The sequence below is a fragment of the Curtobacterium sp. NPDC088465 genome (genome assembly GCF_044753165.1).
Taxonomy (GTDB): domain Bacteria; phylum Actinomycetota; class Actinomycetes; order Actinomycetales; family Microbacteriaceae; genus Curtobacterium.
This window is the reverse complement of sequence record NZ_JBIVMR010000005.1, coordinates 66427-89463: the sequence shown is the minus strand read 5'-3', so window position 1 is coordinate 89463 and position 23037 is coordinate 66427. Positions and strand designations below refer to the sequence as shown.

Sequence of the window (23037 nt, the reverse complement as noted above, 5' to 3'; positions counted from 1 at the left end):
ACACGCAACGAAGGCGGCTCGTCGCAGCGGTACAGCGCTGCGCACAGTCGCCGACGTTGCGTCCTGCGGGGACGGCGGGGGTGACCGGTCGGCGGGCGCAACGCCCGCGGCGAACGCGGGTCGCGCCTCCCGGCAGTTCTGACGTACGATGGAACCCCGTGGCGGACACTCTCAGCGGCGGAACCAATTCTTCGACCTCGACCCCGAAGGTCACGAAGCAGATCTTCGTGACCGGCGGGGTCGTCTCGTCCCTCGGCAAGGGCCTGACGGCGGCCAGCCTCGGCAACCTGCTCACGGCGCGCGGCCTCAAGGTCGTCATGCAGAAGCTCGACCCGTACCTCAACGTGGACCCGGGCACGATGAACCCGTTCCAGCACGGCGAGGTCTTCGTGACCGACGACGGTGCCGAGACGGACCTCGACATCGGGCACTACGAGCGCTTCCTCGACATCAACCTGTCGCAGGCCGCGAACGTCACGACCGGTCAGGTGTACTCCAGCGTGATCGCCAAGGAGCGTCGCGGCGAGTACCTCGGCGACACCGTCCAGGTCATCCCGCACATCACCGACGAGATCAAGCGTCGGATGCGCGAGCAGGCCGAGAACGACCCGCAGCCCGACGTCATCATCACCGAGGTCGGCGGCACGGTCGGTGACATCGAGTCCCAGCCGTTCATCGAGTCCGCCCGCCAGGTCCGCCACGAGCTCGGCCGCAACAACGTGTTCTTCGTGCACGTGTCGCTCGTGCCGTTCATGAGCGCCTCGGGCGAGCAGAAGACCAAGCCGACGCAGCACTCCGTCGCCGCGCTCCGCTCGATCGGCATCCAGCCGGACGCCCTCGTGCTCCGCTCGGACCGCCCGGTGTCGGAGTCGAACAAGCGCAAGATCGCCCTCATGTGCGACGTGGACGAGGACGCCGTGGTGAACGCCGTCGACGTCCCCTCGATCTACGACCTGCCGACGCTGCTGCACGACCAGGGTCTCGACCAGGTCATCATCGACGCGCTGAAGCTCGACGCGCACGACGTCGACTGGTCCGCGTGGAACCCGGTCCTCGACGCGGTGCACGAGCCGAAGAAGCACGTCACGATCGCGCTGGTCGGCAAGTACATCGACCTGCCGGACGCCTACCTGTCGGTCACCGAGGCCCTGCGCGCCGGTGGCTTCGCCCACAACGCCAAGGTCACGCTGAAGTGGGTCGTGTCCGACGACTGCACGACGCCCGAGGGCGCCGCGAAGCAGCTCGGTGACGTCGACGGCATCTGCGTCCCCGGCGGCTTCGGAGTCCGCGGCATCGAGGGCAAGCTCGGCGCGCTCAGGTTCGCGCGTGAGCAGGGCATCCCGACGCTCGGCCTGTGCCTCGGCCTGCAGTGCATGGTCATCGAGTACGCCCGCCACGAGGCCGGCCTGACCGACGCGTCGAGCACCGAGTTCGACCCGGAGACCTCGACGCCGGTCATCGCGACCATGGCGGAGCAGGTCGACATCATCGCCGGTGGCGACATGGGCGGCACGATGCGCCTCGGCCTGTACCCGGCGCACTTCACCGACGGGTCGCTCGCGGCCGAGCTCTACGGTGCGTCCGAGGCCTCGGAGCGCCACCGTCACCGCTACGAGGTGAACAACACCTACCGTCAGCAGATCGCGGACGCCGGCCTGGTGTTCTCGGGCACCTCGCCCGACGGCACCCTGGTCGAGTACGTCGAGCTGCCGCGCGACGTGCACCCGTTCTACATCGCCACGCAGGCACACCCGGAGCTGCGCTCGCGTCCGACGAACGCGCACCCGCTGTTCGCCGGGCTGGTGGACGCGGCGATCGCGCGCCACGAGGCGTCCAGCCTGTTCGACCCGGCCGAGGAGTCGGCGGAGGTCGTCGCGTAACGCGCGCTGTCGCTCAACGCGCGTTGTCGCTGACGGGAGGCGCGGTGCCAGCTGGCACCGCGCCTCCCGTCCGTCCCGGGGAGGGCTGACGGAGCCGCGTGCCAGGATGGGCTGGTGACTGCCGCTGACGCACCGATCGCCGACGAACACGCCTCGTACGAGGTCACCGACTCCACCGTCGTGTACGAGGGTGCCGTCTGGGACGTCCGCCGTGACCACGTCGACTACGACGGGCACGACATGGTCCGCGAGTACATCGACCACACGGGCGCCGTCGCCGTCTTCGCGGAGGACGACGAGGGCCGCGTGCTCGTCATCCAGCAGTACCGCCACCCCGTGCAGCTGCGCGACTGGGAGCTGCCGGCCGGGCTCCTCGACCACGAGGGCGAGGACCACCTCACCGCCGCGCAGCGGGAGCTCGGGGAAGAGGCCGACCTCGAGGCGGACCACTGGGAGCCCCTCGTCCGGTACAACACCTCGTCGGGCGGCAGCGACGAGTTCATCCAGGTCTACCGGGCCCGTGGGGTCCGTGCGACGGCGTCCGCGTTCGAGCGTGAGGCCGAGGAGGCGGACATCGTGACCCGATGGGTGCCGCGGGCGGAGCTCGTCGAGGGGATCCTCGCGGGCCGCCTGCAGAACTCGGCGCTCGTCGTCGCCACCCTCGCGGTCGATGCGATCGAGCGCGGCGCGGTCGAGCGGGGCGCGGTCGAGCGGGGCGCGACGGCGTGACGGCCGACAGCGGGCTCGGTGCCCTGCTGCGGGACGGGCTCTGGACGCACGAGCCCGTCGCCGTCGAACCCGTCGTCGACCGCGCCGCCCTGCTCGTGACCGCGGAGGAGGGCAGCGATGCCTGGCGGACGACCTCGTACGGGTTCGTCCACGACTCGGAGCACGCGCTCCTCCGACCCACCGACGGCGCGTTCGCCGTGGAGGTCTCGTTCGTCCTCGACTTCGCGGAGCAGTTCGACCAGGCCGGGGTGTTCCTGCGGGTCGACGAGCAGGAGTGGGTGAAGGCGGGCGTGGAGTTCTCCGACGGGCTGCCGCAGGTCGGGGCCGTCGTGACGCACGGGACGTCCGACTGGTCCGTCGCGCCCGTGCCGTCCTGGACCGGGCGGGTCGTGACGGTGCGCGCGAGCCGCTCCGGTGACGCCGTGACGATCCGGGCCTGGGCCGACGGCGAGGAGCCTCGGCTGGTGCGGGTCGCGCACCTCGACCCGGACGCCGTCGTGTCGGCCGGCCTGTTCTGCGCCGCACCCACCCGGGCCGGGCTCACGGTGACCTTCACCGCCTGCCGCTTCGGCGAGCCGGACGCCGGGCTGCACTGACGACCTCCGCAGGGCGGTCCCGCACTAGTTTTGTCGGGTGATCCCCCTCGACCGTGCCACCGACACCTACCTGCGGCACGTCGCCGTCGAGCGGGGACTGTCGCAGCACACGGTGGCGGCCTACCGGCGGGACCTGGCGGTGTTCACGGAGTGGCTCGCCTCGACGCCGGCGGTCGACTCCGCGGGCGCGGACCGGGCTGGGGGAGCGGAGGCGCTGACGGACGTCGCACGCCTCGCCCGCGCGGACGTCGCCGGGTTCGTCACGCACCTGACCTCGCGACCGGAGCAACCGCTCGCGCCCCGGTCGGTCGCCCGGATGCTCAGCTCGGTGCGGTCCTTCACCGCGTTCGCGGCCGCCGAGGGCTGGCTGCCGCTCGACCCCGCCACGGCCGTCCGGCCACCGAAGGCGCCGTCACGGCTGCCGAAGGCGATCTCGGTGCACGACATGGAGCGACTGCTCGGCGCCGCGGGTTCGGCGGACGACGACCCCGTGCAGCTGCGGGACCGGGCGCTCCTCGAGCTGCTCTACGCCACGGGCGCGCGCATCTCCGAGGCGGTCGGGTTGTCGGTGGACGACGTCGCGACGCTGTCCGACCCCGAGGACGACGAGGGCGACGGGCTCGCGGTCGTGAAGGTCACCGGCAAGGGGAACAAGCAGCGCATCGTGCCGCTCGGCAGCTTCGCGCGGGCCGCGGTCGACGCCTACCTCGTCCGGGCCCGGCCGGTGTTCGCGGCGCGTGGGCCGTCGACCCCGGCGCTGTTCCTCGGCGCCCGTGGCGCACGGCTGTCGCGGCAGAGCGCCTGGCTCGTGATCCAGGCGGCGGCGGAGCGGGCCGGACTGGCGGCGCACGTGTCTCCGCACACGTTCCGGCACTCGTTCGCGACGCACCTGCTCGAGGGCGGCGCGGACGTGCGCGTCGTGCAGGAGCTGCTCGGGCACGCGAGCGTCGCGACGACGCAGATCTACACGCTCGTCACGGCCGACATGCTGCGCGACGTCTACCAGACGGCGCACCCGCGGGCGCGGCGGTAGCGCTGCGCCCGGGCGGGGCCGGGGCCGGCCGGGCGGGGCCGGAGGCGGGGTCGGGGTGACGTGCGGCGCGACGTGCTCGGGCACAACCGGAAGCACGTCGCGCCATGGAGAACCCTGGCGCGACGTGTTTCCCGTGGTGCGGCGCGCCGAGCGCCGCGGGCGCGGCGGTAGCGCTGCGCCCGGCCGCCCGGCCGCCCGGCCGGGCGGCCGGGCGGGCAGGGCCGCAGGCAGGGTCGGGGTGACGTGCGGCGCGACGTGCTCGAGCACAACCGGAAGCACGTCGCGCCATGGAGAACCCTGGCGCGACGTGCTTCCCGTAGTGCGGCGCGCCGAGCGCCGAGCGCCGAGCGCGCGAGCGCCGCGGGCGCGGCGGTAGCGCTGCGCCCGCAGCGCTCAGAACAGGTGGAACTGCGCGGACGCAGCGACCACGCCCGTGGCGACCGCGACCACGAGGGCGCTCGCCGCGGCGCTCCGCCACAGCGCCCGCCAGCCGCCGGTCGCGCCGGGACGCACGATCGCGAGGACGCCCGTGACGACGGCCAGCGTGCTCGCGATGCCGACCGGGTTCCAGACGATCGACACGACCGCGAGCAGGACCGCCACGAGCGCCGCCGCCCCGACCCGCTGCACGGACCCGCCGGACGCCCACGACCCGGTGCGCACCGCTGCACCCTCGACGGAGAACGACGGCCCGACCGGTGCGACGACGACCGGTGCGACGGGCTCCTGCCGTGCCGGGAGCACCCGCGTCGCCCCGCCCCACGCGTGGCCGTCCCACCACCGGAGGCGGTGGGCGTCCTGGGGGTCCGGGAACCAGCCGGCGGCCGGCAGCGTCACGGGGTGCTCCTCGCGGGGTGCGGTGGATGGTGCACCTCGACGCTACGCAGCCGGGAGGCACGGCCACAGTCCCACAGCGGGTGTCGGCAACAAGGGGGACCGGCCGCACCTGCGCTACGGTCGTGCGGTGATCACCGCCGACGTCGAGACCCTGTCCGGCTTCTGGGCCGCCCGCCGCGACGAAGCACCGGAGCTGCCCGAGGCCGTTCCGGAGGCGTGGGCGTTCGGCGCGACGCCGGACCACGCCGACGGACTGCTCGACCTGGTGCTCCGCGGGATCAAGGACGGCACGGCGTCGTCGATGTGGGACTACGAGGCGACGGGCGACCCGCTGCCCGAGGTCGGCGAGCTCAGCGTCATCCTCGACGGGAGGGGTGACCCCCGGGCCGTGATCGAGACGACGGACCTGCGGGTCGTCCCGTTCGACCAGGTCGGCGAGGAGCACGCCCGCGCCGAGGGCGAGGGGGACCGCACCCTCGCGCACTGGCGTGCGGTGCACGAGCGCTACTGGCGTGAGCACTCCGAGAACCCGCGCGGGTACGAACCGGACATGCCGGTGCTGTGCGAGCGCTTCCGCCTGCTCTGGCCGGAAGCGCCCGCGGGGGCGTGAGCCGGACGACCCGACCTACGCGGGGACGGTCGCGGCGTCGACCTCGTCCATGACGGCCTTCGTCGCTGCGAGCAGCCGGGCGTTGAAGTCCACGCCGAGCTGGTTCGGCACGGTGACGAGCACGGTGTCGGCAGCCCGGACCGCGGCGTCGGCGGCGAGTTCGGCCACGAGCTGCTCCGGCTCCCCGATGTAGGACCGACCGAAGCGGGCGAGCCCGCCGTCGAGGTGCCCGACCTGGTCCTGCCCCTCGACCTGTGCCCGCACGCCGAAGTAGTGCCGCGACTCGTCGTCGGTGATCGGGATGATGCTGCGCGACACCGAGACCCGGGGCGTCCGCTCCCAGCCCATCTCGCGCCACGTCGTCCGGAATCGCTCGATCTGCTCGGCCTGCAGCTGGTCGAACGGCACGCCGGTGTCCTCGGTGAGCAGGGTCGACGACATGAGGTTCATGCCCTGCTCGGCCGTCCACTCGGCGGTCGCGCGGGTCCCGGCACCCCACCAGATCCGGTCGGGCAGCGAGTCCGACAGCGGGGACACCGACAGCGACCCGGCCGACCCGGTCATCTGCGGGTTCGCGTGTGCCATCGGCTCGCCGGCGATCGCACGACGGAACACGTCGGTGTGGGAGCGCGCCATGTCGCCGCCGTTGGTGTCGTGCGCCTCGGGCACGTAGCCGAACTGCTGGTACCCGGCGAGGGCGGTCTCGGGTGACCCCCGCGAGACACCGAGCTGCAGTCGGCCTCCCGAGATGAGGTCGGTGGCCGCGGCTTCCTCGGCCATGTAGAGCGGGTTCTCGTAGCGCATGTCGATCACGCCGGTGCCGATCTCGATGCGGCTGGTCCGGGCGGCGATCGCCGAGAGCAGGGGGAACGGCGCCGCCTGCTGCGGAGCGAAGTGGTGCACGCGGAAGTACGCGCCGTCGACGCCCGCTTCCTCGGCCGCGACGGCGAGGTCGATCGCCTGCACGAGGGCCTCGCGGCCGCTGCGCACACGCGAGCCCGGCACGTCGCGCCAGTGCCCGAAGGACAGGAACCCGATCTTCGTCATGCCGATGCGAACGCATGCTGCTGCGGCCGCATTCCGACGCGACTACGGTCGTCGGCATGGACGACCCCCGCACCGCGCTCGCCGACGAACGGCGGCGCAACGAGCGGCTGCTCGCCGACGTCGAGCGCAGCATGCGGGACGTCAGCGACGCGCGCCTGGACGCCAACGCGGACGACGAGCACGACCCCGAGGGTGCGACCCTCGCCTGGGAGCGCGGGTCGCTCGGTGCGGTGCGCGACGACGCCCGGGAACGCATCCGCCTGGTCGACGCCGCGCTCGCGCGGCTCGACGCCGGCACCTACGGGCGGTGCGCCGTCGGCGGCGAACCGATCCCGGAGGCCCGTCTCGCCGCGGTCCCGTGGGCTGCGACGTGCGTCGCTCACGCGTGACGAGCCTCCAGGCCGACGGGGCCCGCTGACGGGGCTGCGGCCGGCGCGACACGGCCCCGACTGCGCGAGACGCCGCGGGGCGCGCAGAACGCCGTTGCATCCGACGCCGTCGCGACGAGACCGCGGCGTCTCGACGGAACGAGGGCTCCGGTGGGCCGAGGCCCGTGACGGCCGGGAGGCGCGGTGTCCGCCCGTCCCACTGCTCACGTGGCGTGGACCGGTTGCGCCGCCGTTTCCCAGCCGCGCGCCCTAGGTTGCCGCCATGGACGACACCCACGAGCGACCCGACGCGGTCGTGCGTGCCGACACCACGGCTCCCGAGACCGACGCCGACGACCGGCACCACCGCTTCCGGTGGTTCCGTCGGATGCGCGCCTGGATCCACGCGCGGCCGGGGTGGCACCTGTTCTACAAGGTGCTCGTCGGGATCGTCGGCGGACTCGTCGTGGTGATCGGGCTCATCCTCGTGCCGCTGCCCGGTCCGGGGTGGCTCGTGGTCTTCATCGGCCTGACGATCCTGGCGAGCGAGTTCCACTTCTTCCACCGCATCATCACGTGGCTGCGCGCGCAGCTCCACCGCTTCTGGGACTGGGCGAAGGCGCACGGACCGCAGTGGCTGCGGAGGGCGGCCGACCGCGGCAAGGCCGACGTCGACGCGGCGCACGCCGACGCACACCGCAGCACCGGGGTCCGCGCACAGCGACCGAACCGGGCGCGGGCCGGGCACTAGCCCTCGCGCAGCGCTACTCGGCGACGGTCCGGACGGAACCGGTCGCGGTGCGCTCGACGGCCTCGGCGGCGCGCTCCTCGACCCCGGCCGCGCTGCGTGACGCGAGCTGCAGCACGAGGGCGATCGCCGCGGCGAGGACGATGAAGGCGCCGTAGCCGGCGAGCACCGGCACGAAGCCGAACGCCGGTTCGACGAGTCCCGCGACGACGGCGGGTACGCCGAACGCCAGGTAGCTGACGATGTAGACCGACGACAGGAGTCCGGCGCGGTGCGTCGGCGCCGCGGTGGCGAGCAGCATCCGCAGGGGTGCCTGGAAGCCCGCGCCGAAGCCGACGCCCGCGATCGCGCTGCCGACGACGAGCCCGGGCAGCGAGTGCGCGAACACGAACGTCACGGTGACGACCGGGCCGACGATGAGCGCGACGAGCCCGAGGAACAGGCTCCGACGTGTGTCGAGGCGCTGGATGGCGAGACCGGTGAGTCCGCCGACGCCGGTGACGACGGCGATGAGAGCCCCGGCTGCGAAGTGGTCGTGGATGCCGAACACCGCGCCGAGGGCCGACGGCACGAGCGACAGGAACAGCCCGCCCAGTGCCCAGCTGGCGACGAGCGCCCCGGCGACGCCGCGGAAGAGCGCCCGCGACGCCCGCGGGACGGACACGGTCGGGCGGAGGGAGCGGAGTGCACCCGGTCGGCGCGTGACCCGCTCGGGCACGACGACCAGGGCGGCGACGAGCAGCAGCAGGAGCGCACCGAAGAGCACGTAGACGAGCTGCTCCGGTGCCGGGCCCCACTCCACGAGGGCGCCGCTCGACACCGCGCCGGTCGCCAGGGCGAAGGGTGGGACGGCACCGTTCAGCACGCCCGCGAGCGAGGGGAAGCGCTCGAGCGAGTTGTCGATGAGCGCTGCACCGAGGGCGCCGATGAGCAGCCCGACCGCGACGCCCTGCACGATCCGGTCGACCACGAGGGCCGTGAACCCGTCGGCGCCGGTGAACAGCACGAGCGACACGACGAGCAGCAGTCCGCCGGCGACGAGCACGGGCTTCCGGCCGACGTGGTCGGACAGCCGACCGGCGACGAGCATGGTGACGAGGAGTCCGGCGACGTAGATCGCGAACACCCCCGTGAGCATGAGCGGCGTGAGGTCCCACTCGGCGGCGTAGACGGGGTAGATCGGCGACGGGACCGAGGACGAGGCCATCGCCACGAAGAGCATGGCGGCGAGGATCCAGAACCCCGCGACTCCGCGTGCTGACTGCATGGTGGCACCTTCCGGCCGGATCGACTGCTGTACGACAGCATTCGTACAGCAGTGCACCAGTACGACGCAAGTCGTACTACTGCCAGCGCGGTGCTACCGTCGTCGCATGCCCGCCGCGCCCGTGGACTCCGTCGTCGCCCCAGAACGCCTGCCGCAGCCGACCGTCGCCGAGATGGACCTGCCCGTCGTGCTCGACGCACTGAGCGACCCGATCCGGCTGACGATCCTGCACCGCTACCTGGTCGACGCCGCCGGCGGCGTCCGCAGCTGCGGGTGGGTCGGGGTCGACCGACCGAAGTCGACGCTGACGCACCACTTCCGCGTCCTGCGCGAGGCCGGCCTGCTCGAGCAGCACCAGGAGGGACTGACGCGGTCGAGCCGGGTCCGGGTCGAGGACGTGCAGCAGCGCTTCCCCGGGCTCCTCGACCTGGTGGCCGCGTGGCAGGTCCCCGCGACCGTCATGCGCGAGGAGGTCCCCGCGTGACCGGCCGGCCCCGCGGTCCGATCGCCCACGAGCTCCCGACGATCACGACCGTCCCCGCGGTGACGACGGCGCTCGCCGCCGACCTCGACGCCGTGGGCTTCACCGTCGACCGCATCGACGCACTCTGGGGCACCGAGGCCGCCGCATCGCTGCACCGCGGTTCCCGGGTCGCCGCGCTGCGGGCGCTCGCCGCGCGGGACTCCACGCCGCTGACCACGCTCGCGACGCTGTTCGTGCTCGGCCTGCCGGTCGACCGGAGCGATGCCGAGCGGGCGTTCCCGACGGCCGGGCTCGACGCGGTGCTCGCGGCCGGTCTGCTCCGGATCGACGACGACACGGACGACGCCGGTGCTCCCGACGCGGACCACGTCCTGGTCCACCCGACCGTCGACCTGCGGCCCTACGCCTTCGTCGACGACCTCGGCGCCGGCAGCTGGTGGATCGTCTCCGACCTCGGGGAGCTCGCGCTCGGCACGGCACTGGGCGAGGAGCACGTGCTCGGCATCGGCGGCGCGACCACCACGCTCTCCGGGCTCCAGGTCCCGGTGCCGGTCCGTCGGGTGCTCGACCTCGGGACCGGGTGCGGGATCCAGGCCATGCACGCCCGTCGCTTCGCCGACGAGGTCGTCGCCACGGACATCTCCCGCCGTGCGCTCGACATCGCCCGGTTCAACGCGGCGCTCAACGGCATCGACGGCATCGAGTTCCGGCTCGGGTCGCTGTACGAGCCGGTGGCGGGCGAGCGGTTCGACCGGATCGTGTCGAACCCGCCGTTCGTCATCACCCCGCGTCGCGACGACGTGCCGTCCTACGAGTACCGCGACGGCGGCATGGTCGGCGACGCGCTCGTCGAGACCGTGCTCCGCGGGCTCGCCGACCACCTCGCACCCGGCGGGACCGCGCAGCTGCTCGGCAACTGGGAGTACCGCTGGGGCGTCGACGGGCTCGACCGGGTGCGCTCGTGGTTCGCGGACGCCGAGGACCTCGACCTGTGGGTCGTCGAGCGGGAGCGCGAGGACCCGCCCGCCTACGCCGAGACCTGGATCCGCGACGGCGGCACGAAGCCCGGCACGGACGGGTTCGACCGGCTCGTGGACGCCTGGCTCGACGACTTCGCGACCCGGCGGGTCACCGGGGTCGGTTTCGGGTACGTGGTCGTCCGGCGTGCGTCGGCGTCGGCAACGGAGATCGGTCGGCCGGGAGGTACGGCTCGCCTCCGCCGCGCCGAGCGGGTCCCCGAGGCGCTCGGTTCCAACCCCGTGGGGCTCGGCGCGACGGTCGCACGGGTGCTCGACGCCACCGGGTGGCTCGAGGTGCACGACGACGAGGCGCTCGCCGCCGCACACCTGCGGGTCGCCGGTGACGTGACCGAGGAGCGGCACTACTGGCCCGGGAACGACGACCCGACCGTGATCACGCTCGTGCAGGGCGGTGGGTTCGGCCGTCGGGTGGACGCGGACACGGCGCTCGCCGCGTTCGTGGGTGCCTGCGACGGGGAGTTGTCGGTCGCGGCGATCGTCGGGGCCATCGCGCAGATCACCGGCGTCGACGAGGACGCGCTCGCGGCAGACCTGCTGCCGCGCGTGCGCGACCTGGTGCTGGACGGCCTGCTGCTCGCGCCGACGTCCTGAGGCCGCCCCGCGCCTCCCTCCGGTCAGCGCGAGCGGTGGTTCCGCCAGGTGTGCTCGGGGGCGTAGCCGAGGAGCTCGCGGGCCTTCTCGCTCGAGAGCAGGGAGCTCGTGCCGTCGATGTCCGCACGGCGCTCGATGTCCGGCACGAAGCGCTCCACGAGCTCGATCGTCGGGGTGTCCATCACGGTGTCGGGGCTCGCGATGACGAACGCCTCGAACCCGGTGAGCTCGGCCTCGAGCGACCGCCGCACGGCCTGCGCCCCGTCGCGCGAGTCGATGTACGACCACAGGTTGAAGGTCTTCGCCTCGGGGGAGGCGTCCCACGGGAACGACGGGTAGTCGGTCTCGTCCATGACGTTCGAGAAGCGCAGCCCAATCATCTTGAGCTCCGGGTCCCAGCGGGTGAAGTGGCGGGCCATCTCCTCCTCGACCGCCTTGCCGAGCGAGTACGAGGACTGCGGGCGGACCGCGAACTCCTCGTCGACGGGCAGGTACGGCGGGTGGTGCTCGCCCATCGGGATGCCGAGCAGGGTCTCGCTCGACGCCCACACGACGTTCTTGATCCGGGCGACACGGGCGGCGTGGAAGACGTTGATCGACGCGGTCACGTTGTTCGTGATGAGAGCGACGTCGGGCACCTGTCCGGGGGCCGGTACGGCGGCGAGGTGCACCACGGCGTCGACGCGGTCGTAGCGGTCGTCGATGCCCGTGAGCGCCCCGAGCACCTGGCCGTAGTCGCTCAGGTCGATGCGGACGAAGGGCACCCGCTCCGGCTTGTCGGGGGAGGGCACCCGGTCGAGCAGGACCACGTCGTACCCGTGCTCGTCGAGGTCGCGGACGACCGCCCGTCCGAGCTTCCCGCTGCCTCCGGTCACCACAACACGCGTCATCGCGTCACTCCACATCGTCGTCGGACGGCCTGGTCGGCCGGACCCCATCCTGCCGTGCGCGCCCGAGCGGGGACCAGGCACTGGCGGTACCTGTCCGGGCGGCGCAGGCGGTGCAGGCGACGCAGGCGATGCGGCCGACGCGGCCCGGGGCCGGAGCGGTCGAGCGCGGCGGGAGCGCGGCGGGCCGGGGTGCCGGCGTCAGGCCGGGGCGGGCGTGACGGACTGCGCGACCGCGAGCCGTGCGACGAGCTCGACGTGGTCGGCCATGTCCCGCGACGGGTCGTACAGCCACTGGATCTGCATGCCGTCGGAGATCGCCAGGAGCACGCTCGCCAGCTGCTCGGTGTCCACGTCGGAGCGGAGCCGGCCGTCCTGCTGCATGGTGCGGAAGTCCCGGGCGAAGTCGCTCCGGCTACGCTCGTAGCGCTCGCGGAAGTACTCGTGCGCGGGGTGCTCGTCGTCGGTCGCGGCGGCCGCCGACAGGTTGACGAACATCTGCACGAGGCCCGGGACCTCGGTGTTGTGCCGGACAATCGCCGCGAGGAACGCACCGGGGTCCTCGGCCGCGGTGCCCCAGTCGTGCGCCAGGTCGACCTCGTCGCGGCGACGGAGGATCTCCACCCAGAGGTCGTCCTTCGAGTCGAAGTAGTGCAGCAGCCCGGCCTGGGTGAGCCCGACCGCGTCGGCGATGTCCTTGATGCTCGTGCGCCGGAACCCCTGCTGCGCGACGAGGTCGAGCGCGACCGTGAGGATCTCCTCGCGCTTCGCGATCCCCTTCGCGTACGAACCCCGTCGTGCCATGGCGCGAGCGTACAGCGGGTTCGAGACCCAACAAACCTACTTCCGATAGGTTTTGGGTGCTACGCTGCCCGCAGCCGCCGACGATGGCGCGCGGAGGTCATGCCCCGTCGCCTGCGTCGCACAACGAAGGGACCGACCATCGTGACCACCGTGGACGACACCACCCGCGCCTCCCGGCCGACCGCCGCGTCGCCGCTGGACGAGCGCATCGCCGCGCTCGTCGGACAGCTGACGACCGCGGAGAAGGTCCAGCTGCTGACCGGGCGCGACTTCTGGACGACCTGGCCGGTCGAGAAGATCGGGCTGCGCCGCATCCTGATGTCCGACGGTCCGTCCGGCGTCCGCGGCGAGGTCTGGGACGAGCGCGACCCGTCGCTCAACCTGCCGTCCGCCACCGCCCTGTCGGCGAGCTGGGACCGCGCGATCGCGAAGCGCTACGGTGCCGCCGCGGCGGTCGAGGCCCGCCGGAAGGGCGTCGACGTCGTCCTCGGCCCGACGATCAACCTGCACCGCTCGCCCCTCGGTGGTCGCCACTTCGAGGCGTTCAGCGAGGACCCGCTGCTGACCGGCGACCTCGCCGCGTCCTACGTCGACGGCGTGCAGGAGAACGGCGTCGCCGCGACCCCGAAGCACTACATCGCGAACGACTACGAGACCGACCGGTTCACCGCGTCGACGGAGGTGTCGGACCGTGCGCTCCGTGAGCTGTACCTGCTCGCGTTCGAGAAGGCCGTGACCGAGGCGCACGCCTGGGCGGTCATGTCGTCCTACAACGCGATCAACGGCGTCACCGCGTCCGAGAACGACCTGCTCGAGACACCGCTCAACTCGGAGTGGGGCTTCGACGGCATCGTCGTGTCCGACTGGACCGGCGTCCGCTCGGTGGAGTCGGCGAAGGCGTCGCAGGACGTCGCGATGCCCGGGCCGAACCCCTGGTGGAGCGAGGGGCCCCTGCTGCAGGCGGTCGAGTCGGGCGAGGTCCCGATGGAGGCCGTCGACCGCAAGGTCCGCCGCATCCTGACCCTCGCCGCCCGCGTCGGCGCGCTCGAGGGCTTCGAGCCCGTGGCCGCGCAGCCGGTGCACGTCGAGGACGGCGTCGCGTTCGTGCGGACGGCCGAGGCCGAGGGCACCGTCCTCGTCCGCAACACCGGGATCCTGCCGCTCGACGCGTCCGCGGTGTCGCGGATCGCGCTCCTCGGGCACAACGCCGACCAGGCCCGCACGCAGGGCGGCGGTTCGGCGACGGTGGTGCCGGAGCACGTCGTCACGCCCATCGAGGGCATCCGAGCGGCCTTCCCCGGCGCGACGGTCGACCACGCCATCGGCGCCGTGGTGCAGGAGGGCATCGCGGAGTTCCCGCTGTCCAGCATCACGAACCCGGCCACGGGAGAGCCCGGTGCACGGGTGGCGTTCGTCAAGGACGGCGAGGAGCTGTTCGTCGAGGACCGCCGTGCCACCGCGCTGTTCTGGTTCGGCGGCGACGCCCCGATCCGGGAGTCCGACCGACTCGACGTCACCACGACGTACACCGCCGAGACGACGGGGACCGTGCGGATCGGCATCGGTGCCGCCGGTCGCTCGCGCATGTGGGTCGACGGCGAGCTCCTGCTCGACGAGACCGTGCCGGTCGAGGGGGACCAGCTCGGTGCGGCGTTCCTCAACCCGCCGGCGCGCTCGGTGCCGGTGTCGGTCGAGGCCGGGCAGCAGCTCGCGATCCGGATCGAGCACGACATCGTGCAGGACGAGGCGCTGGGCGGTGTGCTCGCCTACCAGTTCGGTACCGAGCCGAGCGACGCCGACCCCGCCGCACTCGTCGAGGCCGCGGTCGCGACGGCCCGCGACGCCGACGTGGCGATCGTCGTCGTCGGGACGAACAGCAAGGTCGAGTCCGAGGGCTACGACCGCTCGTCGCTCGCGCTGCCGGGCCACCAGGACGAGCTGGTCCGTGCCGTCGCCGCCGTGAACCCGAACACGGTCGTCGTGGTGAACTCCGGTTCGCCGGTCGAGATGCCCTGGCGGAACGACGTCGCCGCGGTGCTCCTGACCTGGTTCGGCGGACAGGAGTACGGCAACGCGCTCGCCGACGTCCTGACCGGTGCCGCGGAGCCCGGCGGGCGCCTGCCCACCACCTGGCCGGCGACCCTCGCCGACGTCCCGGTGCAGGACGTCACGCCGGTCGACGGCAAGGTCGCCTACGACGAGGGCGTGCACGTGGGCTACCGTGCCTGGCTGCGCGCCGGCACCGAACCCGCCTACCCCTTCGGCCACGGCCTGGGCTACACCACCTGGACGATCGACGGCGTGGCCGCGTCGCCGACCGTGACGGAGGGTGACGCCGCGATCGTCACCGCGACCGTGGCGAACACGGGCGACCGTGCCGGGAAGCACGTCGTGCAGGTCTACGCCTCCCGCACGGAGTCGGCGGTCGACCGTCCCGTTCGCTGGCTCGTCGGCTTCGCGCCCGTCCGGCTCGGGGCAGGGGAGTCCACCGAGGTGTCGATCGAGGTTCCGGCCCGGGCGTTCGCACACTGGGACGGCGCCTGGCGCTACGAGCCCGGGACGTTCGAGCTCCACGTCGGTGCCTCGGTCGCGGACCTGGCCGGTTCCGCGGCCCTCGAACTGGAGTGAGCCGATTTCCGCACGGTCGTGGATGCGTTCAGTAGCATGAATCCGCGCCAGTCGGCTGGTTACCGTCGGCGCGCGCACCACCGAGGGATCGTCGTGTGAGCGAAGCGGCCTCCTGATCCGGCCGTGGAACCCCGTCGATCCCGGTGCGTCCAGAATGCGTCCCCGCGTCCGCGCGGGGGCGCATTCGTCGTCCTGTGGGCAAAGGTACGAGAGCGTACCTTTCCGCTTCTGACCAGGGGTTGTCGTGCGCAACTGGCCATGTGCCCGTTCCCGGGGAAGTGATGATGACAAATCCTTCAGAAAGTGAAAGAGTGATGCCACCATCCCGTACGGATCAGGGACGAGATGGTCATCCGGCCCGGGGCTCGTCGGACCTCACCACTCCGACTCGAGCCCCGGCCGGGTGCCTGTCGTCAGCGGTCGTGCTCAGGGCAGCCGCGGGGCGATCTCCTCGGCGACGACCCGCAGGATGCGTTCGTGCGCCGCGGCGTCGCCGTTCGCCGGCAGGGTGATCACCAGCTCGTCGGTCGCCTGGACCGCGGGGTCGGCTGCCAGGGCGTCGACGATCTCGTCCACACCGCCCGACACGATCCTGCTGAACCGGAACGGCGGACCGCTCAGGGGGCGCCCCTCGTCGTCCATCCCGCTCGCGTACCCGGTGAGGAACTCCTCGTGCACCCGGCGGTCGTGGTCGTCGAGCAGCGGGACGACGATCCGACCGACCGCCACCTTCGGCGTGCGGCCGGGGTGCTCGCCGGCGGCCTGCAGCTCGGCGAAGCGGTCGCGGTACGCGGTGAGCTGGTCCGCCTGTGCCTGGGCGAACGGGGCGCCCGTGTCCTCGGTGTTGAGCGTCGAGCAGTGCAGCAGCAGGCCCTTCTCGGCCGTGCGGACCGCGGTGCCCGTGCTGCCGCCGCCCCACCAGACGCGGTCGCGCAGGCCGGGCGACAGCGGCTGGAGGGTCAGGTCGGCACCGGCGGGGATGCTCTCGTAGCCCTTCCCCGCGGTGCCGAGCGCCTCGCCCTGCAGGACCTCGAGCAGCCGCGCCGCGCGCACCTCGGCCTCGTCGCGGAAGCTGCGTTCCGACCCGCCGAACACCGGGTCGAGGATCGGGCCGTACCCGGCGATCCCGGTGCTGATGCCGAGCTGCACCCGACCGTCGCTGAGCAGGTCGACGGTGCTGGCGTCCTCGGCGAGACGGATCGGGTCCTCGTACCGCATGCCGAGGACGGCGGTGCCGAAACCGATGGTGCTCGTGCGCTGGGCGGCCGCCGCGAAGAACGTCATCGGGCTGGTCAGGAAGGGCTCGAAGTGGCGGCCCCGGACCCAGCCGGTGCCGTACCCGAGCGACTCGGCCGTCTCGAACAGGCGGAGACCGTCCTCCAGGGCGGCAGCAGCACCGGCGGTGCCGCCGTGGTTGGGGACGAAGGAGAGGAAGCCGAGTTCGCGCACGGTCTGAGTCTATGCGCGCGCATCGATTCCCGACAGGGCGCCGGACGGGAGGCGCGGCTCGTCTCCGGCCTGCGACCTGCGGTCGGTGCGTGCGGACGCCGGATGCGTGACGGAGCGGCCCCGTGCCTCCCGTCCGCCGCCGGCTCGTCTGCCGGTCACCGCCCACCTGGGAGGATGGGCGCATGACCGACGTCACCACCACCCCGCCGCTCCTCGCCGCCCTGCCGGCGGCGGTCGACGGCGCCGTCGACCCCGACGCGGTCTACCAGGCGTTCGCCGACTGGGCCGAGGCGGGCGGACGACCGCTCTACCCGGCGCAGGACGAAGCGCTCATCGAGCTCGTCTCCGGCGCGAACGTCGTCCTCAGCACGCCGACCGGCACCGGCAAGTCCCTCGTCGCGGCCGGGGCGCACTTCGCCGCGCTCGCCGAGGGCAAGCGCAGCTACTACACGGCGCCGATCAAGGCCCTCGTCTCCGAGAAGTTCTTCCAGCTCGTGGACCTGTTCGGCGCGCAGAACGTCGGCATGGTGACCGGTGACTCGAGCGTCAACGCGGACGCCCCGATCATCTGCTGCACGGCCGAGATCCTCGCGAACACCGCGCTCCGCCAGGGCCCGGACGCCGAGGTCGACGTCGTGGTGATGGACGAGTTCCACTTCTACGGCGACCCCGACCGCGGCTGGGCGTGGCAGGTGCCGCTGCTCGTGCTCGAGCGCGCGCAGTTCCTGCTCATGTCGGCGACGCTCGGCGACGTCACGACCATCGCCGACGACCTGTCGCGCCGGACCGGGCGCCCGACCGCACGGGTCACCGGCGTCTCGCGGCCCGTGCCGTTGTCGTACGAGTACGTGCTGACCCCGGTGCAGGAGACGGTCGAACGTCTGCTCGAGGAGGGGAAGGCGCCGGTCTACATCGTGCACTTCGCCCAGGCCGCGGCGCTCGAGCGTGCGCAGGCGCTCATGTCCGTGAAGGTGGCGTCGCGTGAACGCCGGGACGAGATCGCCGCCGCGATCGCCGGGTTCCGGTTCAGCGCCGGGTTCGGGCAGACGCTGTCACGACTCATCCGGGCCGGCATCGGCGTGCACCACGCCGGCATGCTGCCGAAGTACCGCCGGCTCGTCGAGCAGCTCGCCCAGCGCGGCCTGCTGCCGGTCATCTGCGGCACCGACACCCTGGGGGTCGGGATCAACGTGCCGATCCGCTCCGTGCTGCTCACCGGGCTGACGAAGTTCGACGGCTCCCGGATGCGGCAGCTGTCCGCCCGCGAGTTCCACCAGATCGCCGGACGAGCCGGACGAGCCGGCTACGACACCGAGGGCGACGTCGTGGCCGAGGCGCCGGAGCACGAGATCGAGAACGCCCGGGCCGTCGCCAAGGCCGGGGACGACCCGAAGAAGAAGAACAAGGTCAAGAAGAAGAAGGCGCCGGAGGGGTTCGTCTCGTGGGGGCCGGCGTCGTTCGACCGGCTCATCGCCGCCGAGCCCGAGCCGATGGTGTCGCGGATGCGGATCACGCACGCGATGGTGCTCGCCGTCGTCGCCCGCGGGGGTGACGCCTTCACCGACGTCCGCTCGCTCGTGTTCGAGAACCACGAGCCGCGCTCCCGGCAGCTCGCGATGGCCCGACGCGCGCTGTCGATCGCCCGCACGCTGATCAACGCCCGCGTGATCGAGAAGGTCGACGGGCGCTACCGCATGACCGTCGACCTGCCCGTGAACTTCGCGCTCAACCAACCGCTGTCGCCGTTCGCACTCGCCGCCTTCGAACTGCTCGACCCCGAGTCCCCGACGTACGCGCTCGACATGGTGTCGGTCGTCGAGGCGACCCTCGACGACCCGCGCGCCGTCCTCGCGCAGCAGCAGTTCAAGGAGCGCGGCGAGGAGGTCGCCCGGATGAAGCGCGAGGGCATCGAGTACGAGGAGCGGATGGAGCTGCTCGAGGAGGTCACCTGGCCCAAGCCGCTCGACGAACTGCTGACCGCCGCGTACGAGGCCTACGCGGCCGAACAGCCGTGGGTGCTCGACTTCACGCTGTCGCCCAAGGCCGTGGTGCGCGACGTGTACGAGCGGGCGATGACCTTCGGCGACTTCGTGCGGTTCTACCAGCTGACCCGCTCCGAGGGACTCGTGCTCCGGTACCTGTCCGACGCCTACCGCACCATGCGCCAGACCATCTCCGAGGAACAGCGCACGCCCGAGCTCGACGACCTGATCGAGTGGCTCGGCGAGGTCGTGCGGCAGACCGACTCCTCGCTCGTCGACGAGTGGGAGGCGCTGGTCAACGGCTCCGTCGCGGAGGCCGCCGCGGAACACGACGAGATCGCGCCGCCGCAGCCCGCCCGGCTCACCGGCAACCCGAGGGCGTTCCGGGTGCTCGTGCGGAACGCCCTGTTCCAGCGGGTGCTGCTCGCGGCGGCGGACGACGTTGCCGGGCTCGCCGCGCTCGACGGGGCCGCAGGGTTCGGGCAGGAGGAGTGGGACGCCGTGCTCGAGGAGTACTACGAGGAGCACGACGCGATCGGGACCGACGGGGACGCCCGGTCGATGGCGTACCTGGTGCTCGACGAGCACGGGCCGGGTCGGACCTGGCGGGCACGGCAGATCTTCGCCGACCCCGAGGGCGACAAGGACTTCGGGTTCTCGGCGACGATCGACCTGGACGCGTCCGACGAGACCGGCGAAGCCGTGGTGCGCGTCACCGAGATCGGCCGGTTCGACGGCTGGGCCGAGGTCGACATCGACTGAGGGCGGCCTCGCTCGGCGGTCACACGGAACCTCGCCGCCGCGGTCCGGGTACCTTCGACGCCAGCCCCGGACACCCGGGACGGGGCACCACGGAAGGACCCGTCATGCGCATCGGATCGAGCATCGCCCTGATAGTGATCGGAGCGATCGTCGCCTTCGCGGTCGACTACCAGATCGCCGGCATCGACCTGCGCCTGATCGGCTACATCCTGATGGCAGCCGGGGTCGTGCTGCTCATCATCAGCCTGGCGGTCGGGTTCGGCGGGCGTCGGACCACGACCACCACCCGGTCGGGCGTCGACCCGTCGTCGGGGGAGCAGATCACCCGGCAGGACCGTCGCGACGGCACCTACTGAGCGCACGTCCCGAGCGGACGACGGGCCCGGGCGAGGACATCGCCCGGGCCCGTCGTCGTGCGGCCCGTCGTCGTGCAGCCCGACAGGGCGTGTGGCTCGTCAGAACAGGGTGGCGGGCGGTTCGACCTGCACCGGCTCCGGAGCGGGCGGGACGACGGTGTCCGGCCAACCCGGACCGGTCGGTACCTCGGTGCGGTTCTGGAAGGCGGTCGCAGCGCCGCGGGCACGGACGTCCGCGGCCTCGTTCATCTCGTGGCCGACGTGACCGCGGACCCACTCGAAGGTGACCTTGCGGCCCTGCAGCTCGGCGTCGAGCTCCTTGATGATCTCGACGTTCAGCACGGGCTTGCCGTCGGCCTTCCGCCAGCCCTTGCGCTTCCACCCGGCCAGCCACTCCGTGCACGCCTTGATCGCGTACTGGCTGTCGCAGAGGATGTGCAGCGGCTCGCCGGTGTCCTTCGTGGCGCGGAGCAGCTGCAGCACGGCCGTGAGCTCGCCGATGTTGTTCGTCGCCCGCGGCCACCCTCCGGCTGCCCAGCGGTCGTCGTCGACGTACCAGGCCCAGCCGGCCGGTCCGGGATTGCCGAGGGCGGAGCCGTCTGCGGCGGCGACGATGGTCACGATGTGGCCTCCTGGGTGGTGCGGGGTGCTGGACGAGCGTAGCCGACCGACGGACGCACGCCAGATCAGCGCGTGGCGGGGTCGAGGTTGAGCAGGGTCCCCTTGATCACCCAGTCGTCGCCCTCCGTCTCCATCTGCGGGTTCAGCCACCGCAACTGGGCGACGGTGATCCCGAAGCGCTTCGCGATCGTGGTCAGGTCGTCACCCTGATTGACGCGGTAGCTGACCGGGGTGCCGGTGGTGCCGCGGAGGGTCTCGTCGGCGGCGTCGAACGCGTAGCCGTAGGCACCCGGGCGAGCGGTGCCGAGCGTGACGTGGAGATCCGGCTCCGGATCCGGGATCGACCAGGACAGCGTGCCGATCGCGAGCACCTTGTGGACCCACGGGCGGTCGCTGTCGTCACCGTCGGACTGGTCCGGCACGAGGACGACGGTGCGCAGCCAGTCCGGGTCCGCCCCTGCTCCGGACAGGCTGACGGTGGCCGGGGGCTGGGCCTGCGCGCCCCACCTCGTCGTGCCCACGGCTCGGGCGTCGTAGCCGTCCCCGTACTGCGCCGTGCGCCGGAACTCCACCGACATCGGCTGCGGCTGGGTGGTGCGGTAGCCGGAGAGCTCCGCGTCGAACGTGCCGTGGTCGTTCGCGACGACCCGGACGTGGACCGCGGTGTCGCCGGACTTCGACACGGCGTCGGTCTCCGCGACCACCGTGCCGGCCGGGACCGCCTGCGGTGCCGCGACGGGCTGGGCGGTGTCGTCCGCGGCAGCCGACCCGTCGACGGGCCCCGGCGTCGCGGAGGCGCTCGGCGCAGCGTGGCCGGTCGGCGCCGGCAGCGGGGCGTCGTCGCCGAACAGCGAGCAGCCCGCCAACAGCAGCGTGCTCATCCCCACCAGTGCGACGGCCGCCGTGCCCCGTGCCCTCGTCCGACCCATCGTCCGACCCCCTTCGTCGGGACGACGGTACCCGAGCGCGAACCGGATCACGGCCGTCGTGACCGAACCGGTACCAGGAGCCCCGGCCTACTGTGCGGGGCATGAGCGACAGCATCCCGAACGTGCCCGGCCCCGACGAGTCCGACGACCGCGCCCGCAACGACGAACTCCGCGACGCGGCGCACAGCGACGACGTCGACGGCGTGAGCGACCGCGAGCAGCGTGCCGCCGACACGTCCTACAGCCCGTCGAGCGAACGGGAGACGGTCGCGTCCCAGACGCAGCAGCGCAGCCGCGAGGACCTCGAGCAGGACGGCATCGACCCGTCCCGCGTGGTGGCGGCACCCGGCACCGGCGGTGCGGACGACGCGGGCGACGTCGAGCCCGAGCCGGGCGACCTGAACCTGCCGTGGCAGTCCGAGGAGGACCGCCGGGGCTAGGGCGTGTCTCCTGAAGATCAGGTAGAGCGCTGGCGCGCTGTAGTGGTGAGATGATTCCAGCTGCTCTCCGATGCTCAGTGGTCTTCGATCCAGTCGTTCATGCCGGGTCCGACAGGCAAACGTGGCCGTCCGTTTGCGGACGCTCGGAGCATGGTCGAGGGGATCGTGGACCGGTATCGGACCGGGATCGCGTGGCGTGACCTGCCCGAGGTGTTCGGGCCGTGGCAGACGGTGTGGAAGTGGCATCGCCGGATGGCAGGCGACGGCACGTGGGACAGGGTCCTCGCCGCGGTGACAGCGTCCGCGGACCAGGCTGGGGCGGTGGATCGGTCGTTGTCAGTGGACTCCACGATCGCTCGCGCGCATCAGCACGCCACGAACATCGCCCGCACCACAGGGGGAACCATCGAATCACACGGATCCGGGACTCGAGCCGCCTGATCACGGATGCGGCCGCTCCCGCGGCGGCCTGTCCACGAAGGTCCACCAGCTCGTCGACGGCCACGGGCTGCCCCTGGTCACCCTGATCACGCCCGGACAAGCCGGCGACTCACCGAGGCTGCTGCCGCTGCTGGCAGCGCTCGAAGTGGCCCGTCCGGTGGGCAGGCCGCGGACCCGACCGGACCGGCTCCGCGGTGACAAGGCGTACTCATCCAAAGCGATCCGGCAACACCTGCGCGACCGCGGTATCGAGTCCGTGATCCCCGAGCCTCGCGGCCAGCAAGGACGCCGGAAACGGCGTGGTTCCCGCGGCGGGAGACCCGTGACCTGCGACCGCATCGACTACAGGAACCGGAACGTCGTCGAGCGTGGCTTCTGTCGCCTCAAGCGATGGCGAGCCCTGGCGACGAGGTACGACGACCTCGCGATCGTCTACCGCTCAGCCGTCGTGCTCAACGCCGTCATCGCCTGGACCCACCATTCAGGAGACACGATCTAGATCCCTCCC

22 protein-coding genes are annotated in these 23037 nt (G+C 72.5%); 14 read left to right on the top strand and 8 right to left on the bottom strand.

The window, feature by feature from the left end:
• Window positions 1-158 precede the first annotated feature (158 nt).
• The 4 genes from ACIP6W_RS15500 (at window position 159) to ACIP6W_RS15485 (ending at window position 4238) form a co-directional block, all read left to right on the top strand.
• On the top strand, window positions 159-1880 hold the full coding sequence (locus tag ACIP6W_RS15500) for a CTP synthase (RefSeq protein ID WP_066656378.1): 1722 nt from the start codon (window positions 159-161) through the stop codon (window positions 1878-1880).
• 114 nt (window positions 1881-1994) lie between these two features.
• The gene (locus ACIP6W_RS15495; RefSeq protein WP_400430341.1) at window positions 1995-2609 is read left to right on the top strand and encodes an NUDIX domain-containing protein; all 615 of its coding nucleotides are present in this window, start codon (window positions 1995-1997) and stop codon (window positions 2607-2609) included.
• Window positions 2606-3205, top strand: a complete 600-nt coding sequence (locus ACIP6W_RS15490) for a DUF1349 domain-containing protein (protein ID WP_066656372.1) — start codon at window positions 2606-2608, stop codon at window positions 3203-3205. Before ACIP6W_RS15495 ends, ACIP6W_RS15490 begins: the two co-directional genes overlap by 4 nt.
• 40 nt (window positions 3206-3245) lie before the next feature.
• Complete coding sequence (locus ACIP6W_RS15485; protein ID WP_209685974.1) at window positions 3246-4238, top strand: site-specific tyrosine recombinase XerD; 993 nt, start codon at window positions 3246-3248, stop codon at window positions 4236-4238.
• Window positions 4239-4631: 393 nt separating this feature from the next.
• On the opposite strand, the gene ACIP6W_RS15480 is transcribed toward ACIP6W_RS15485, so the two are convergent.
• Window positions 4632-5075: a DUF2510 domain-containing protein gene (locus tag ACIP6W_RS15480; protein ID WP_066656369.1), complete on the bottom strand. Its 444-nt coding sequence runs from the start codon at window positions 5073-5075 to the stop codon at window positions 4632-4634.
• 130 nt (window positions 5076-5205) lie between these two features.
• Between ACIP6W_RS15480 and ACIP6W_RS15475 the strand changes: the two genes are divergently transcribed.
• Window positions 5206-5685 (top strand): ASCH domain-containing protein, encoded by a 480-nt coding sequence (locus tag ACIP6W_RS15475; RefSeq protein WP_400430353.1) that lies wholly within the window; start codon window positions 5206-5208, stop codon window positions 5683-5685.
• A 15-nt stretch (window positions 5686-5700) separates the two neighbouring features.
• On the opposite strand, the gene ACIP6W_RS15470 is transcribed toward ACIP6W_RS15475, so the two are convergent.
• Window positions 5701-6732 (bottom strand): LLM class flavin-dependent oxidoreductase, encoded by a 1032-nt coding sequence (locus ACIP6W_RS15470; RefSeq protein ID WP_400430339.1) that lies wholly within the window; start codon window positions 6730-6732, stop codon window positions 5701-5703.
• A 56-nt stretch (window positions 6733-6788) separates the two neighbouring features.
• Here ACIP6W_RS15470 and ACIP6W_RS15465 point away from each other — a divergent pair, with 56 nt between their 5' ends.
• Window positions 6789-7121 (top strand): TraR/DksA C4-type zinc finger protein, encoded by a 333-nt coding sequence (locus tag ACIP6W_RS15465; RefSeq protein ID WP_066656365.1) that lies wholly within the window; start codon window positions 6789-6791, stop codon window positions 7119-7121.
• A 262-nt stretch (window positions 7122-7383) separates the two neighbouring features.
• Entirely contained in the window at window positions 7384-7851 is a 468-nt protein-coding gene (locus tag ACIP6W_RS15460; protein ID WP_235426374.1) for a TIGR02611 family protein, read from the top strand.
• A gap of 13 nt (window positions 7852-7864) precedes the next feature.
• On the opposite strand, the gene ACIP6W_RS15455 is transcribed toward ACIP6W_RS15460, so the two are convergent.
• Window positions 7865-9115 carry an MFS transporter gene (locus tag ACIP6W_RS15455; protein ID WP_066656361.1) on the bottom strand — a complete coding sequence of 417 codons (1251 nt, stop codon included), beginning with the start codon at window positions 9113-9115 and terminating at the stop codon, window positions 7865-7867.
• Between the two features lie 106 nt (window positions 9116-9221).
• On the opposite strand from ACIP6W_RS15455, the gene ACIP6W_RS15450 reads away from it, so the two are divergent.
• Both ACIP6W_RS15450 and ACIP6W_RS15445 read left to right on the top strand, forming a co-directional pair.
• Window positions 9222-9599, top strand: coding sequence for a helix-turn-helix transcriptional regulator (locus ACIP6W_RS15450; protein ID WP_066656359.1), 378 nt, complete (start codon window positions 9222-9224; stop codon window positions 9597-9599).
• The gene (locus ACIP6W_RS15445) at window positions 9596-11230 is read left to right on the top strand and encodes a methyltransferase (RefSeq protein WP_400430337.1); all 1635 of its coding nucleotides are present in this window, start codon (window positions 9596-9598) and stop codon (window positions 11228-11230) included. Before ACIP6W_RS15450 ends, ACIP6W_RS15445 begins: the two co-directional genes overlap by 4 nt.
• A gap of 23 nt (window positions 11231-11253) precedes the next feature.
• Here the strand turns inward: ACIP6W_RS15445 and ACIP6W_RS15440 are convergent, their stop codons facing one another.
• Together ACIP6W_RS15440 and ACIP6W_RS15435 are read right to left on the bottom strand one after the other, a co-directional pair.
• Window positions 11254-12120: an NAD(P)-dependent oxidoreductase gene (locus ACIP6W_RS15440; protein WP_066658693.1), complete on the bottom strand. Its 867-nt coding sequence runs from the start codon at window positions 12118-12120 to the stop codon at window positions 11254-11256.
• 198 nt (window positions 12121-12318) lie between these two features.
• On the bottom strand, window positions 12319-12921 hold the full coding sequence (locus ACIP6W_RS15435) for a TetR/AcrR family transcriptional regulator (RefSeq protein WP_209685936.1): 603 nt from the start codon (window positions 12919-12921) through the stop codon (window positions 12319-12321).
• 141 nt (window positions 12922-13062) lie between these two features.
• Here ACIP6W_RS15435 and ACIP6W_RS15430 point away from each other — a divergent pair, with 141 nt between their 5' ends.
• On the top strand, window positions 13063-15549 hold the full coding sequence (locus ACIP6W_RS15430; protein WP_400430335.1) for a beta-glucosidase: 2487 nt from the start codon (window positions 13063-13065) through the stop codon (window positions 15547-15549).
• Window positions 15550-15975: 426 nt separating this feature from the next.
• On the opposite strand, the gene ACIP6W_RS15425 is transcribed toward ACIP6W_RS15430, so the two are convergent.
• A complete protein-coding gene (locus tag ACIP6W_RS15425) occupies window positions 15976-16998 on the bottom strand; it encodes an LLM class flavin-dependent oxidoreductase (RefSeq protein WP_400430333.1) in 1023 nt (340 codons plus the stop codon).
• Between the two features lie 182 nt (window positions 16999-17180).
• Here ACIP6W_RS15425 and ACIP6W_RS15420 point away from each other — a divergent pair, with 182 nt between their 5' ends.
• Window positions 17181-19742: a DEAD/DEAH box helicase gene (locus tag ACIP6W_RS15420; RefSeq protein WP_400430331.1), complete on the top strand. Its 2562-nt coding sequence runs from the start codon at window positions 17181-17183 to the stop codon at window positions 19740-19742.
• 104 nt (window positions 19743-19846) lie between these two features.
• On the top strand, window positions 19847-20098 hold the full coding sequence (locus tag ACIP6W_RS15415) for a DUF6458 family protein (RefSeq protein ID WP_400430329.1): 252 nt from the start codon (window positions 19847-19849) through the stop codon (window positions 20096-20098).
• Between the two features lie 99 nt (window positions 20099-20197).
• Here ACIP6W_RS15415 and ACIP6W_RS15410 read toward each other — a convergent pair whose 3' ends face one another.
• Both ACIP6W_RS15410 and ACIP6W_RS15405 read right to left on the bottom strand, forming a co-directional pair.
• Window positions 20198-20719, bottom strand: a complete 522-nt coding sequence (locus ACIP6W_RS15410) for a ribonuclease H (protein WP_066656346.1) — start codon at window positions 20717-20719, stop codon at window positions 20198-20200.
• Between the two features lie 65 nt (window positions 20720-20784).
• Complete coding sequence (locus ACIP6W_RS15405) at window positions 20785-21600, bottom strand: LysM peptidoglycan-binding domain-containing protein (RefSeq protein ID WP_400430328.1); 816 nt, start codon at window positions 21598-21600, stop codon at window positions 20785-20787.
• Between the two features lie 149 nt (window positions 21601-21749).
• On the opposite strand from ACIP6W_RS15405, the gene ACIP6W_RS15400 reads away from it, so the two are divergent.
• Both ACIP6W_RS15400 and ACIP6W_RS15395 read left to right on the top strand, forming a co-directional pair.
• Window positions 21750-22088 carry a hypothetical protein gene (locus ACIP6W_RS15400; protein WP_066656341.1) on the top strand — a complete coding sequence of 113 codons (339 nt, stop codon included), beginning with the start codon at window positions 21750-21752 and terminating at the stop codon, window positions 22086-22088.
• A 99-nt stretch (window positions 22089-22187) separates the two neighbouring features.
• Window positions 22188-23028, top strand: a protein-coding gene (locus tag ACIP6W_RS15395) for an IS5 family transposase (RefSeq protein WP_245172482.1) whose coding sequence is annotated in 2 segments (ribosomal slippage) — window positions 22188-22490 and window positions 22492-23028 — 840 coding nt in all. Because the reading frame shifts where the segments join, the coding sequence is not laid out codon by codon here.
• Window positions 23029-23037: the final 9 nt, after the last annotated feature.

Bases quoted from the DNA above. Each gene is read 5' to 3' on its own strand.
- ACIP6W_RS15435 (WP_209685936.1), bottom strand. From the start codon at position 12,921: ATGGCACGACGGGGTTCGTACGCGAAGGGGATCGCGAAGCGCGAGGAG.
- ACIP6W_RS15405 (WP_400430328.1), bottom strand. From the start codon at position 21,600: ATGAGCACGCTGCTGTTGGCGGGCTGCTCGCTGTTCGGCGACGACGCC.
- ACIP6W_RS15470 (WP_400430339.1), bottom strand. From the start codon at position 6,732: ATGACGAAGATCGGGTTCCTGTCCTTCGGGCACTGGCGCGACGTGCCG.
- ACIP6W_RS15420 (WP_400430331.1), top strand. From the start codon at position 17,181: ATGACCGACGTCACCACCACCCCGCCGCTCCTCGCCGCCCTGCCGGCG.
- ACIP6W_RS15455 (WP_066656361.1), bottom strand. From the start codon at position 9,115: ATGCAGTCAGCACGCGGAGTCGCGGGGTTCTGGATCCTCGCCGCCATG.
- ACIP6W_RS15415 (WP_400430329.1), top strand. From the start codon at position 19,847: ATGCGCATCGGATCGAGCATCGCCCTGATAGTGATCGGAGCGATCGTC.
- ACIP6W_RS15465 (WP_066656365.1), top strand. From the start codon at position 6,789: ATGGACGACCCCCGCACCGCGCTCGCCGACGAACGGCGGCGCAACGAG.
- ACIP6W_RS15400 (WP_066656341.1), top strand. From the start codon at position 21,750: ATGAGCGACAGCATCCCGAACGTGCCCGGCCCCGACGAGTCCGACGAC.
- ACIP6W_RS15440 (WP_066658693.1), bottom strand. From the start codon at position 12,120: ATGACGCGTGTTGTGGTGACCGGAGGCAGCGGGAAGCTCGGACGGGCG.
- ACIP6W_RS15450 (WP_066656359.1), top strand. From the start codon at position 9,222: ATGCCCGCCGCGCCCGTGGACTCCGTCGTCGCCCCAGAACGCCTGCCG.
- ACIP6W_RS15460 (WP_235426374.1), top strand. From the start codon at position 7,384: ATGGACGACACCCACGAGCGACCCGACGCGGTCGTGCGTGCCGACACC.